The sequence below is a fragment of the Streptomyces sp. NPDC107454 genome, from assembly GCF_055582885.1.
In genome coordinates this window covers 172,012-184,838 of the sequence record NZ_JBVJPA010000010.1, presented here as the reverse complement: position 1 = coordinate 184,838, position 12,827 = coordinate 172,012, and the positions used below count along the sequence as shown (strand labels likewise).

Genomic DNA, 12,827 nt, shown 5'->3' with positions numbered 1-12,827 from the left:
TCAGGAGACCGCGTCGGTGATCAGAAGACCGGGTTCCAGCGGTCAGTGCCCGCGAGGTACTTCTGGGCCGATGAGTCCGCGGCATCGGTGGTGGTCAGTTTCGGCGCGTTCGCTCCGACTGTCAGGGGTCCCCGGAACCATGTCGACTCATGGGTTGAGGGAGTCGACCTGGCCGCCCACCGAGGTGTTGCGTACCACTGCCTGGGGCCAGGCGTCATCGGTGTTGTGCCAGGGGCGCCCGAGGTGCATCGCCGGCGGTCGGCGCGTTGTTCGTGTACACGTGACTGCCGGTCACCAGGACACCCTGCTCGTCAAGGGCCCGACGCCCACAACCCAGGCCCTGCAGTACACCTGAGGCGTCCGGTGCGACATGCGCCGCGCCACGGCCAGGTGGGCAGCCGCGATGTTCTCCGGACCTTGGCGTGATCCCGTTGGAACTTGGCATTCACGCCATGGCGTCGAGAGGTGGTCTCTCGCCACGCTGGACGCATGACCAATACCACCACCCCCACCATGCGTGCCATCCGCCAGGAGATCCACGGTTCCCCCGAGGTGCTCAAGGAAGTCGAACTTCCCCGTCCCGAGCCCGGGCTGAGCGAGATCCTGGTCGCCGTCCGAGCCGCCGGCGTCAACCCGACCGACTGGTGGAACCGCGCCCAGCCCAGGACCATTGACCGTCTGCCGCTCGTTCTGGGCTGGGACGTCTCCGGAGTCGTCGAGGCCGTCGGTGTCGGCGTCACCCTGTTCAAGCCGGGCGACGAGGTCTTCGGCATGCTGCCGTACCCCCACGGGGTCGGTGCCCACGCCGAGTACGTGACCGCCCCCGCCCGTGCCTTCGCCCGCAAGCCGGCCGGCATCGACCATGTACAGGCCGGTGCTCTTCCGCTCGCCGCGCTGACCGCCTATCAGGCACTCGTCGACACCGCCGACGTCCAGCCCGGACAGCGCGTTCTCATCCATGCGGCCGCCGGTGGGGTCGGTCACCTCGCCGTCCAGATCGCCAAGTCCCGCGGCGCGTACGTCATCGGCACCGCCAGCGCCGGCAAGCACGAGTTCCTGCGTACCCTCGGCGCGGACGAGGTCGTCGACTACCGCACGGTCGACTTCACCGAGGCCCTCTCGGACATCGACGTGGTCCTCGACCCGATCTCGCTGAACAGCGCTTCCCGGGCCCGGTCCCTCGCCGTCCTGCGTCCCGGGGGCACTCTCGTCTCGATCCTGCCGGTACCCGTCGACGCCGACGAACTGACGAGCATCGCCGAGCGGGGCATTCGCTACGAGTCCCTCCTCGTCGAGGCCGACCAGGCGGGCATGGAGGCCATCAGCGCTCTCGTCGAGAGCGGTTCCCTGTGCGCCCACATCGAGGCCACCTTCCCGCTCGCCGAAGCGGCCAAGGCCCACGCTCTGGGCGAGACCGGCCGTACGACGGGCAAGATGGTGCTGACCGTCGAGGGCACCAGGAAGACGGAGCTTGCGGTCCGGGTGCTCCGGGCCGCGTTCGAGGGAGGCGACACGGCCGTCATCGACCGTTACGTGCGCCCGGACTACATCCAGCACAACCCGCTGGCCCCCGACGGCCCCGAGGCCATGAAGGCCTTCGGCGCCGCCTGGCGGCAGCAGTTCCCGGACGCCACGTACGACGAGCTGCGGGTCGTCTCCGAGGGCGACCTGGTGCTCCTGCACTCCAAGGGCGTCCTGGTTCCCGGCAGTTCCGGGCTCGCCGTCTTCGACATCTTCCGCTTCCAGGACGGGCGGATCGCCGAACACTGGGACATCCTCCAGGAAGCGCCGCAGACCACGGCCAACGGCAACGACATGTTCGCCCCCCTCAGTGCGCCGCAGGCCGGGGTGCCGGGGCAGCGGTGGTTCACCGCGTACAACAAGAAGCTCGTCGCCGACTACGTCGACCAACTCCTGGTCCGTAAGGACTTGGCCGCCGCCGACACCTATCTGGGTCCGGACTACCACGAGCACAGCCCCGATGTCCCGGACGGCGTGGCGGGCGTGAAGGCCGGGCTGGGCGCGTACTTCGAGAAGTTCCCGCGGCTGAGCGTGGAGCCGAAGCGGGTCATCGCCGAGGGTGACCTGGTGGCTGTCCACAGCCACTACGTCGCTACACCGGGCGAACGCGGGCGGGCGGTCATCGACCTGTTCAGGGTCCGGGACGGAAAGATCGTCGAGCACTGGGACGGCTCGCAGGACGTGCCGGAGCAGGCCGCCAACAGCAACACCATGTTCTGACGGCCCGCTGGGCCGCAGCGGTCGGGCTGCGGCCCTCGGCGGCATTCCGGGAACGATCCCGCCTTCCAGCCCTCTTCTTCACGGTACGAGGTGTTCGTGCCCCCCCCGCGATCGCACAGAGCAGCGGCACCCTGAACCTTCCCGACGGGGAGCCGATGGTGTGGTCGCCCATCTCGACGACCCTGATCCACGGCGAGCGGGACGCCGTTCTCGTCGATCCGCCCTTCACCATGGACACCGCCCGCGAGGTGCTGGCCTGGGTGGAGAAGACCGGCAGGAACGTCACAGAGATCTACATCACGCACGGCCACGGCGACCACTGGCTGGGTGCTCCCGTCCTGTTCGAACGGTTCCCCGACGCGGTGGTCCGTGCGACGGCCGGGACCGAGGCCCACATGGCGGCCCTGGCCACGCCGGAGACCCGCGGGCCGTTCCCGGACCGGATCCCTACCGCCCCGGTCGAAGTGCAGGTCGTCGGCGAGGAGGGGCTGAGCCTGGAGGGAAACGTGCTCCTCCCGGTCGAGGTCGGTCACAGCGACGGCGACGACACCACGGTGCTCTGGGTGCCGAGCCTGAAGCTGGCCGTCGCCGGTGACGTCGTCTACAACGGAGTGCACCTGGCGCTCTCAGTCTCCTGGCCGGTGCCCCGACTCCGTAGGCAGGTGACTCGCGGGTGCGTAAGGCGGTCACCCGCAAGGCAGGGAAAGGTCACGGCAGTTCGACCCCGGAGCGATCCCTGGCATGACACTGAGGTCCTGGCCGGCCTGCTCCGACGGGTCAGACCCCCGCAGCTTCCCCGCTCAGCGACCTGTCAGCCGGCCCGGCCCGTCGGCCGGGTCGGTGCTCACACCATCCCACCGAGCCAGGAGATCTCATGTCGACGATCGCAGACGCAACAGTTCTGGTGACCGGGGCCAACCGCGGCATCGGGCGGGCGCTGGTCGAGGAAGCGCTGAAGAGAGGCGCACAGCGCGTCTACGCCGGTACGCGCCGGCCCTTCGCCCCCTCGGACGAGCGTGTCACGCCCCTGGCCCTGGACGTCACCGACGACGCGCAGATAACGGAGGCCGCCGAGAAGGTCGGCTCCCTCGACATCCTCATCAACAACGCGGGCATCGGGCTCGCCGACGAATTGGTCGATCGCGCCGTGCTCGAACAGCACCTCGCGGTCAATCTCCTCGGCACGCACGACATGACGCAGGCTTCCTGCCGGCTCTGACTCGTTCCCGGGGGGCCGTCGTCAACTTGGCCTCGCTCGCGGCCTGGGCCGCCGTGCCCGCCTCCGCCGGCTACTCGATCTCGAAGGCGGCCGTGTTCTCCCTGTCACAGTCGTGGCGAGCCCTGCTGGCCGGACAGGGCGTGAGCGTGCACACCGTTCTGCCGGGCCCCGTGGACACGGCTATGACCCAGAGCTTCGACATACCGAAGGCGTCGGCGCAGTCCACGGCGCGAAACATCCTCGACGGGGTGGAGAAAGGGGAAGAGGACATCTTCCCCGATCCCCTTTCGCAATCCCTGGCGGAAAGCTGGCGCGGCGGCGCGATCAAGGCACTCGAACGCCAATACGCGGCGGCGTACATGCCGGATACCCACACCTCGTAGCGGGGATACGGCGGACGGGGGAATCCCGGTGGGACGGCATCGGGCTCCAACGACGGTCTCGTCCCCACCGGGACCGGTCGAGCCGAGCGCTGTCGCCGACGTGGCCGGCTCCCCGAGAACGGCGGAACGTCCGAGGTGTGCAGGGGTAGCGGTCAGCGGCGTCCACTGAAGTCGATGTGGGTGACCTGCCGACCGCGCCCGGCCAACAGGAGACTGCGAGCGCCCTGGACCTGCTCGGTGAGCAGGTCCAGGGTGGCCCGGCCGATCTCGGTACGGCAGTCGAGTTCGGTGACCTGGGCGGCGCGGTGAAGACGGCCGTCAGGCTCATGAAGTGGCGGTGGCCGTAAAGGTGTTCGACCTGCGGGCCGATGGACAGCAGACCGCAGCCCCGGTCGCGGCAGCCCTGGAGGCCTCGGGATCAACTCGCCGGGCTCTCCGCCACTGACCGGCTGCTGTCTGCGCGTGCCAGTGACGCGAGGATCGCCTCACGGCAGACGTCGAGGATTTCGTCGGCCAGTGGAGAGCCGTCCGGGCACGCCCGCGACAGCACGATGGCACCGACCGAGTGGGCCAGTACGTCGATCACCGTGGTGCGGGCCATGAGCCGGTCCGCGTCCGGCGACGCGTCGCCTGCGGCCTGGAGGGCTGCCGTCAGGCTCTCAATGCCGACTGCGAACTCCGCCTTGAAGTCCTCGGGTTGACGTGCGGCGTCGCCGCTGAGGGCCGCGATGGTGCACCCGTCACTGCGCCCGTCGCGATGTTCCCGGGAGACGTAGGACTCGACGAACTCGGCGACGTCCAGAGCTTCTGCCAGCGACGCGGTCCGTGAGAGCCCGTTCGCGGACGCCTCGGCCATCAGGGCGGCCTTGGAGCGGAAGCTCTTGTAGAACCCGCCATGGGTGAATCCGGCCCCCGCCATCAGTTCCGCCACGCCTACACCGTCGTAGCCGCGCTCGCGAAACAGCCGGGCGGCTGTCGCGACGATGTGCGCACGGTTCTGCTCTGCCTGTGCCTTGGTGACTCGCATGTCAGGCCCGTCCCTCCTGTCGACGCCGGGCTGTCCACCATACATAGATGTCGATCGACATCTAAGCGGTTGACTTTTTAGATTACGACCATCATTCTAAGGGTCGCCGACTACAGAAAGGCACGGCCGTGAGTGACACACATGTGACCGCACCGACTCAGTACATCGAGGTCGACGGGGACCGGTTCGCCTACCGGCGCTGGGGGAAGCCCTCCGGCGTTCCGCTCTTCTTCGTCCAGCACTTCCGCGGGGGCCTGGACCACTGGGATCCGCTGATCACCGACGGCCTGGCGGAGGGGCGTGAGGTCATCCTGTTCAACGGTCGCGGTCTCGCCTCGTCGTCCGGCACGCCGCGCAACCGGATGGAGGACATGGCCGACGACATCGCCGCGGTCATCCGGGCGCTGGGGCTGGAGCAGGTCGACCTGCTCGGCTTCTCGATCGGCGGTTTCCAAGCTCAGGAGGTCGCGCTGCGCCACCCCGAGCTGGTGCGCAAGCTTCTGCTGATCGGCACCGGCCTGCGCGGCGGAGAGGCGGCCGCCGACCCCAAGGCGTTTGCGGAGGTCGCGACGAATCCGGTCCCGACCCTGGACGATTTCCTCTACCTGTTCTTCGGCCGTTCGGAGGCCGCGCAGGAAGCGGGCAAGGCCTTCTGGGAGCGGCGTCACCAGAGGGTCGACCAGGATCCGCCGAGCTCGCCCGAATTCATGATGGCGCAGATCGAGGCGGCCCTCGCCTACGCGCCGCTGCGGCCGGGCGAGACACCCTTCGTCTACCTGAACGCGATCACCCAGCCGACGCTGGTCCTCAACGGCGAGGACGACGTGATGATCCCCACGATCCACTCCTGGCACCTCGCGCAGCACATTCCCGATGCCCAGCTGATCATCTACCCCGACGCCGGGCACGGAGCGCAGTTCCAGTACCCCGAGCGGTTCCTGAAGCACGCTGTTCAGTTCCTCGACGAGTAGCGCCGGTGGCGCACGTGCCACTCCTGCGGGCGGTGCCGGTTCGCCATGCCGACCGGCGAACTGCCGCAGTCGTCCGGGCTGAACGAGGGTGAGGGTCCGGCGTCGTCTTCGTGCGGGGCGGACGCCGGGTTCCGCTGCTTCCGTCGTGATCGTGCAGTTCACGGGGACAGGGGGTCGTCGGCCGGCCGGGGCAGGGGGAGCGGTCGCGGATCGCGAACGCCTGCGGCCGGCACCTCGCCCAGGCGTTCGGGGTCGGCGAACTGCGTGAACTCCTCGGAATGTCCACGGACGATCCGGCCCTGGATGCCACCCGAGGGAGTTTGCGCCCGTCATCACCATCGTCCTGCGCGATGTCGCCGACGGTGTCACGGGCGCGGACCGTCTGGTCGACGACCATCGTCGCCAGGCCGGCTGCCCGCGCCCGGCGGGGGTGCGGGGGTGCCGGAGGGCGTGATCGAGGCGCCAGCAGTGAGCGCCTACTATTGCAGTAAGGTCGTAATATAAATGATTCGGGAGCGGGACATGACGACGGATCGGCCGGTGGCGCTCGTGACGGGCGCGTCCTCGGGAATCGGCAGGGCGACGGCGCACGCGCTCGCCGAGGCGGGGTTCGACGCGATCGGGACGAGCCGAAAGGGGGCGGACGGCCCGTCTCGCGGCGGTGTGACGCTCCTCGGACTCGACGTGACCAGCGCTGACTCGGTGAAGAGTGTCGTCCAGCAGGTGATCGAGGAGTTCGGGCGCATCGACGTCCTGGTCAACAACGCCGGGGTCGGGACCAACGGCGCAGCCGAGGAGATCTCGGTCGCGCAGGCGCAGAGCGTCTTCGACGTGAACGTCTTCGGCCTCATGCGTATGACCAAAGCCGTCCTGCCGTACATGCGCGGCCGGGGTTACGGACGCATCGTCAACATCTCCTCCGTGGGCGGGTTCGTCCCCAACCCCTTCATGTCCGTCTACATCGCCTCCAAGCACGCGGTCGAGGGCTACTCCGAGTCCCTGGACCACGAGGTCCGTGAGTACGGCGTTCGGGTGCTGCGCGTCCAGCCCGGCCCCGTCAACACCCCGTTCGACATGAACATGGTGCACGCGGACACACCTCTGCCGTTGTACGCGCGGCAACGGGCCGTCGTCGACGAGGTGGTGGAGGAACAGATGCGCAGCGGCGACGATCCCGCTGTCGTCGCCAAGGCGGTCGTCGCGGCAGCGACCGACCCGAAACCGAAGCTGAGCTATCCCGCCGGCTCGATCGCCGCACGCGCCAGCGTGCTCCGCCGCATCGTCCCCACCCGGGCCTTCGACAAGAGCGTCCGGAAACTCAACCGGATGGTCGACTGACAGCCACGTGCGGGAACTCGCCGAAGGTGCCCGTGCCTGCGGTGAGTTCCCGCACGGCGCACTCGGCGGGAACCGTCGGCGAGCGTTGACGAGGAACATCGGCCGACTCCGTGTGCCGCACGGCGGTGCCGTCCGTCCCGGGTCGTCATGCCCCGGCGGAGGCGGAGGTGTGGCTTGCTCGCAGCGCGACCTTGTCGATCTTGCCGACCGCGTTCTTGGGGATGGCCTCCACCACGATGTACGAGGTGGGACGCTTGTAGCCGGTGAGATGCCGCGCGCAGAGCTTTTGGAGCGCCGCGGGATCGACCGTCACGCCCGGCCGCGGCTGGACGTAGGCGACGACCACTTCGCCCCATTTCTCGTCCGGAATCCCGATCACGGCGGCCTCCAGAACGGCAGGATCGCCCGCCAGCACGTCCTCGATCTCCTTGGGGTAGATGTTCTCCCCACCTCGGATGATCATGTCCTTCAACCGCCCGACCAGGGTCAGGTATCCCCCCGCGTCGAGATGGCCGATGTCGCCCGTGTGCAGCCAGCCGTCGATGACGGTGCGAGCCGTCTCCTCGGGGCGGCCCAGGTAGCCGCGCATGACGTTGGCGCCGCGCACGACGACCTCGCCGTCCAGCCCCTGTGTCACCTCGGCACCGGTCGCGTCCACGATCCGTATCTCCTGCCCGGGGAAGGGCAGCCCCACGGTTCCGGCGCGTCGGGGTCCCGAGACCGGGTTGATCGTGGAGCCGCAGGTTCCCTCGGAAAGTCCGTACCCCTCGACGAGGGGGAACCCGTACCGAGCCTCGAACCGGGCCGGCAGGCCGGCGGAGGCGGGTGCGGCACCGCAGACCCCGAACCGCAGCGACGACGTGTCCGGCTGAACGTCGTCCGGAAGTGCCGCGAGCATGCCGTAGATCGTGGGCACGGCGCTGAAGAAGGTCGGGCGCTCCCGCTCGACGAGGTCGAAGAAGGTGCGGGGATCGAACCGGCCCGCGATGACGACACTGGCTCCGACGAGCAGCGGCGTCAGGACGCTGACGATGATGCCATTGACATGGAAGAGCGGCAGGATCAGCAGGCAGCGGTCGCTCGGCCCCAACTCCAGGGCCAGGCGTCCCATTTCCACCATGGCGTCGATGTTCGCGTGGTCGAGCATCACCCCCTTGGGCACCCCGGTCGTACCGCTGGTGTAGATGAGGAGGGCCAGGGCGGACGGGTCCGGCTGCGGCGCCCCGTCCCACCCCGGAGCCTGTTCGCGCAGGCCTCCGACGGCGAGCGTGACGAGGCCGGCCACGGCTTCCGTGCCGTCCTCGACCACCAGCAGGCGTGCGCCGGAGTCGACGAGCTGCCGGGCGACCTCGCCGTCGGTCATGCTCGGATTGACCGGGGTGACGGTGGCACCGAGCCGCCAGGCCGCGAACAGCAGCAGGACGAACTCCACGCGGTTGGTCAGCTTGAGGGCGACGACGTCACCGGGACCGATGCCGAGGTCTTGAAGGTGGTGCGCCGCCGCGCGGACACGGTTCAGCAGTTGGGCGTTGGTGAGCGCCTGGAGCCCGTCCGAGACCGCGGGACCGTCCGGATCCAGGGCGGCGCGGCGATCGGGCAATGAAGCGAATTTCATGGCGTGCGTACCTGTTTCGGTGGGCGAGCCGGTCAGGGAGCCGAAGAGGCGGAGAGTGGAGCGAGGTGCCGGGTCAGGAACTCCACCTGGTCGCGCGCCAGGGCCTCGAAGGTCTCGCCGGTGTAGAAGTCGAAGTGGCCTGCGGCGTACCGCTTTACCTCGCCGTGGGGTGCGGTTCGCGCGTACCGGAGTGTCTGTGCGGGAGGGGTGACGGAGTCCGTGTCGCTGACGCAGAAGAGGATCGGCATGACGACCTTCTTCGCCGCACGGCCGGGCCGGTAGGCGGCGATGGTCGGGATGACCCGCGCCGCGACCTCGTTGCGGAACGTCTTCCCCTTCGGCACGAGCGCCTGGTAACCGGGCAGCGCGTCCGCAGCGTTCATCAGCGCGGGCGAACCTGGGGAGGCGGCGATGGGGACCATCGCGGGCGCCTTGCCGCGTACCCTGGCCGCCAGATCCCGGGCGAGTACGGGTGTCATCCGCAGTGAGGCCACCGGGCCGAGCGCGAGTGCCGAGGCCAGACCGTCGGTGAACGGACACTGGGCCACGGCCGCGCGCAGTTCGGGATGACGCGAGGCGACGGTGATGGCATGCCCCCCGCCGAACGAGCTGCCCCACACCGCGACGCGCGAACGGTCCACGTCACGGCGGGCCTTGACCCAGGCGAGGGCGGAATCCCAGTCGGCGAGCTGGCGCTTGATCGACAGCAACTGACGAGGGTGGCCGCCGCTGTCGCCGAAGTGCCGGTAGGTGAAGGCCAGGGCGGCGATGCCGGCCTGGGCGAAACGCTCGGCGAAGGCGTCCAGGCGCATGTCACGGGTGGCACCGAGGCCGTGCCCGAGGACGACGACGGGCGGCGAGGCGACGCCGGCGGGGAGGTAGAGCCATCCGGCGCAGGTGCTGTCGCCAGAGGGGAACGAGACGTCGTGACGGACGAAGGGGTGCTGCGTGGTCATGGCCGGCTCACCTCACGGTCGGTCGTCGAGCGGGGCCCGGGCACGCTGCCGTACGCGAGCGCCTCGGCGTAGGTGTCCGGCCGGTAGAGCGGGAGCTCGCCCGTCGCGTCCGTCGTGTCCATGTAGTCGAGCATCAGCTCCTGGCCCTCCCGCGACAGAACTCTGGTGAAGAACTCGGTGCGTTCGACGTGCAGGCCGTCCGCCAGGGACATCGAGCCGCCGAAGTACACCGACCTCTTCGCGGCGGCGACCGATCCCTTCGGTCGGGCGCCGAAGTGCCGGCCGAGTTCGACCGCTCGCGTGACCACCTCGGCCGGCGGAACGACCTCGTCCACCGCCCCGTTGGCGAGAGCCTGAGCAGGGGTGAACGGTTTGCCTTCGAGGATCGCGACGAGAGACCGGTGGGTGCCGATCAGACGGGTCAGCCGCTGGGTGCCGCCGCCGCCCGGAATGATGCCGAGAAGGATCTCCGGCTGGCCGATGAAGAAGTCCCCGTCGGCCATGACCCGCAGATCGCATGCCCAGGCGAACTCCGCGCCGAGGCCCAGAGCCGAGCCGTTGAGGGCGGCGACGAAGATCACTCCGCTGGCGTTCATCTTGAGGAAGGTCGTGTGCAGGGCTTCGAGCTGGAGGGCGCCGCGCAAGGGCGTCCTGCGCGCCACAGGTTCCAGGACCCGGGCCCGGTCCACTCCCTTCGCCACGCGAACGACGGCGGCGGCACCGCGTCGGCCGACGGTAGGGCTCGCGGCGCCCTCCTCCTGAAGCCACCGGACCTCGGCGTGGCTCACGAACCGCTCGGGGTGCGCGCCCGTGAAGACGACGGCACGGACGCCGGGATCGCGGTCGACCCGGTCCACCAGCTCCTTGAGCCGGTCGGCGATGTCGAGGCCGAACACACCGTGCGGTCCGCCGTCGACCCGGACGGTCAGGACGGCTCCGTCGTCCTGGATCTCAAGGTGGCCCTTTTCGGGTTTTCTCATGGAGTCTGCTCCCGTGCTGAATCCGTGGTGAGGGGAGGGCGATGTGAAGGGGAACGGGCGTGGACCCGAGCGGGCGGGATCGCCGCGGAGGTGCTTCGACCCGCCCACGCAGTGGGGGGCGTCGGTTCGGCGGGGATACGACGGCCGGCGGTCCCGTGACCTGTGCCGGCTCCGATGCGTGAGGCTCGGACCTGTTGTGATGAGCGCCGCGAGGGATGCGGCTGTGCTCGCGACGCCACGCCACTCGTGATGTGTATCCTGGCGTCGAGAGCTCATATAACCAAGTTATTTCGTGTGTGGCAACCATCACTCCGGTCGGCGTTACGCTTCCGGTGCGAGGTCGGTTGCGGAGTCGGGTGGATACATGGGAGACGCGTCAACAGCGTCGGCGCCCCTGGGGGTGCCGGAGCGGCTCATCAGGGCCACGATCGGCCTGCTGGCCGAGCAGGGACCATCGGCCATCAAGGCGCGTACGGTGGCGTCCGCCAGCGGTTTGTCGACGATGGTGGTCTACAGCCACTTCGGGGGCATCCCCGAGCTGGTCCGGGCCGTCGCGGATCACGGGTTCGAGGAGCTCGGCAAGACTTTCTCCCGGGTGCCGGTGACCGACGATGCGGTCGCGGATCTCTTTGCCATGGCGCTGACCTGCCGACGGGTCGCCGGTGAGAACCCCCACCTGTACGACTTGATGTTCGGGCTGTCCACTCGTGCGACCTACCGACCGCTGTCGGATGCCGACCTCCGGTTCAGCGGACGCTCACCGGCCTTCCGCAAGGCCTACGCGGTCGTCGCCGAAGCGTGCGCACGGCTCGTGGCTTCCGGCCGGGTGGCGCAGCAGGACCCCGATGTCGTGACGGCTCAGTTGTGGAGTTACGTCCACGGCTACATCACCCTCGAACTGGCCGAGCACTTCGCCGAGTTCGAGGACCCGATGGTGCAGGTACTGCTGCCGATGGGCGTGGGTTTCGCCGTGGGGCTGGGTGACGAACGGGAGCGTGCGCTGGCCTCGCACGAGGAGGGGCTGCGCCTTTTCCGCTCGGCGGAAGAGAGGTGACGGGGGATCGGACCGGCATGCCTCTCAGGTGCCCGGCCGGGAAGGCCCGGTACTTCTGGTGGGGCTGTCGACGCCGGGTACCAGCTGGTCATGCCGGCCCAATGCCTCCACCTCGCGTTCGAGGGTGGGCACGGCTCGGGCCGCGAAACGACGCGCCCAGGGCCATGCGAGGGGTGAATTGACGGCTGCCTTGGCCCAGTTGGCCGCGGCGATCGCACGTGGCACGTACACCCTGCTACGCCGGCGGACGAGTCCGTCGACGATCGCCGCGGCTGCCTGGTCGACGCTCGTGGTGACGTTGCCCGGGTACGGCAGCCGTCTGCGCAGGTCCTGGAAGGAGGGGAGGTCGTCTTCCGCGCCCCGGACGATGTCCGTGTCGATCCAGGAGGGGTGCACCAGGCCGACCGTGACACCGAGATGGGCCACCTCCTGGCGGTAGGCCAGGGTGAGCATCTCCACCCCGGCCTTGCTCGCGCCGTACGCGGCCATCGAGGCCAGCGGCATGAAGGCCAGCGCGGAGGACACGACCATCGCATGACCGCGGCTGCGCTCCAGATGGGGCGTCGCGTACTTCAGGGTCCGGAAGACACCGTTGAGGTTGATGTCCAGAACCCGCTCGAACGCCGCGTCGTCCGTCTGCCGTACGGTCCCGTACGCCGCGACCCCCGCGTTGGCGACGATGATGTCGATGCCGCCCATGGACTGCGCACAGTCTTCGATCGCCGACTTCAGGGTGGCCCCGTCGCGTACGTCGGCCGTTCGCCAGGACGCGTCAGGGCCCAGGGACTGAGCGAGCTCGCGCAGTCGATCGGGTTCGAGCCCGAGTACGGCCAGTCGGGCGCCTCGGGCGGCGGCGACCCGCGCCACCTCGGCCCCGATCCCGCGCGCGGCTCCCGTGACGACCAGTCGTCGGCCTGCCAGGTCTTGTTTCATGGCCCGTAACATAACTTCGTTATTGGGGGAGCGCAATAGGTGGTAGGTGCCGGGGGCGAGCGGGAAGTGTGCGGGTGTGCGTTGGTGGGTCGCCGTCGGTCGGGGCGGGC

The 12,827-nt window shown here is 69.3% G+C and carries 11 protein-coding genes and 2 pseudogenes; 8 read left to right on the top strand and 5 right to left on the bottom strand.

The genetic code is table 11. The features are described 5' to 3' along the window. Nucleotides 1-513: 513 nt before the first annotated feature. The 5 genes and pseudogenes from ACZ69M_RS26355 to ACZ69M_RS26335 all read left to right on the top strand — a co-directional run. Nucleotides 514-1,452 (top strand): annotated as a pseudogene (locus ACZ69M_RS26355) (NADP-dependent oxidoreductase); the annotation flags it as partial. Next, the gene (locus ACZ69M_RS26350; protein ID WP_470053883.1) at nucleotides 1,435-2,241 is read left to right on the top strand and encodes a nuclear transport factor 2 family protein; all 807 of its coding nucleotides are present in this window, start codon (nucleotides 1,435-1,437) and stop codon (nucleotides 2,239-2,241) included. The pseudogene ACZ69M_RS26355 and the gene ACZ69M_RS26350, both read left to right, overlap by 18 nt. 155 nt (nucleotides 2,242-2,396) lie before the next feature. Next, nucleotides 2,397-3,149: an MBL fold metallo-hydrolase gene (locus tag ACZ69M_RS26345; protein WP_470053481.1), complete on the top strand. Its 753-nt coding sequence runs from the start codon at nucleotides 2,397-2,399 to the stop codon at nucleotides 3,147-3,149. Then, nucleotides 3,116-3,843 (top strand): annotated as a pseudogene (locus tag ACZ69M_RS26340) (SDR family NAD(P)-dependent oxidoreductase). Before ACZ69M_RS26345 ends, ACZ69M_RS26340 begins: the two are co-directional and overlap by 34 nt. A gap of 176 nt (nucleotides 3,844-4,019) precedes the next feature. Then, on the top strand, nucleotides 4,020-4,190 hold the full coding sequence (locus ACZ69M_RS26335) for a hypothetical protein (RefSeq protein WP_470053479.1): 171 nt from the start codon (nucleotides 4,020-4,022) through the stop codon (nucleotides 4,188-4,190). 71 nt (nucleotides 4,191-4,261) lie between these two features. Here ACZ69M_RS26335 and ACZ69M_RS26330 read toward each other — a convergent pair whose 3' ends face one another. Beyond that, nucleotides 4,262-4,870 (bottom strand): TetR/AcrR family transcriptional regulator, encoded by a 609-nt coding sequence (locus ACZ69M_RS26330; protein WP_470053477.1) that lies wholly within the window; start codon nucleotides 4,868-4,870, stop codon nucleotides 4,262-4,264. A 143-nt stretch (nucleotides 4,871-5,013) separates the two neighbouring features. On the opposite strand from ACZ69M_RS26330, the gene ACZ69M_RS26325 reads away from it, so the two are divergent. Both ACZ69M_RS26325 and ACZ69M_RS26320 read left to right on the top strand, forming a co-directional pair. Further along, nucleotides 5,014-5,841 carry an alpha/beta fold hydrolase gene (locus ACZ69M_RS26325; RefSeq protein ID WP_470053475.1) on the top strand — a complete coding sequence of 276 codons (828 nt, stop codon included), beginning with the start codon at nucleotides 5,014-5,016 and terminating at the stop codon, nucleotides 5,839-5,841. 522 nt (nucleotides 5,842-6,363) lie between these two features. Further along, nucleotides 6,364-7,179, top strand: a complete 816-nt coding sequence (locus tag ACZ69M_RS26320) for an oxidoreductase (protein ID WP_470053473.1) — start codon at nucleotides 6,364-6,366, stop codon at nucleotides 7,177-7,179. 145 nt (nucleotides 7,180-7,324) lie between these two features. On the opposite strand, the gene ACZ69M_RS26315 is transcribed toward ACZ69M_RS26320, so the two are convergent. The 3 genes from ACZ69M_RS26315 to ACZ69M_RS26305 are packed head-to-tail and all read right to left on the bottom strand — an operon-like array spanning nucleotide 7,325 to nucleotide 10,730. Beyond that, a complete protein-coding gene (locus ACZ69M_RS26315; RefSeq protein ID WP_470053471.1) occupies nucleotides 7,325-8,794 on the bottom strand; it encodes a class I adenylate-forming enzyme family protein in 1,470 nt (489 codons plus the stop codon). 32 nt (nucleotides 8,795-8,826) lie between these two features. Further along, nucleotides 8,827-9,750 carry an alpha/beta hydrolase gene (locus ACZ69M_RS26310; protein WP_470053469.1) on the bottom strand — a complete coding sequence of 308 codons (924 nt, stop codon included), beginning with the start codon at nucleotides 9,748-9,750 and terminating at the stop codon, nucleotides 8,827-8,829. Continuing rightward, nucleotides 9,747-10,730, bottom strand: a complete 984-nt coding sequence (locus ACZ69M_RS26305; protein WP_470053467.1) for an enoyl-CoA hydratase/isomerase family protein — start codon at nucleotides 10,728-10,730, stop codon at nucleotides 9,747-9,749. Before ACZ69M_RS26305 ends, ACZ69M_RS26310 begins: the two co-directional genes overlap by 4 nt. A gap of 364 nt (nucleotides 10,731-11,094) precedes the next feature. Here ACZ69M_RS26305 and ACZ69M_RS26300 point away from each other — a divergent pair, with 364 nt between their 5' ends. After that, entirely contained in the window at nucleotides 11,095-11,784 is a 690-nt protein-coding gene (locus ACZ69M_RS26300; protein ID WP_470053465.1) for a TetR/AcrR family transcriptional regulator, read from the top strand. A gap of 24 nt (nucleotides 11,785-11,808) precedes the next feature. On the opposite strand, the gene ACZ69M_RS26295 is transcribed toward ACZ69M_RS26300, so the two are convergent. After that, a complete protein-coding gene (locus tag ACZ69M_RS26295; RefSeq protein WP_470053463.1) occupies nucleotides 11,809-12,717 on the bottom strand; it encodes a short-chain dehydrogenase/reductase in 909 nt (302 codons plus the stop codon). Nucleotides 12,718-12,827 lie beyond the last annotated feature (110 nt).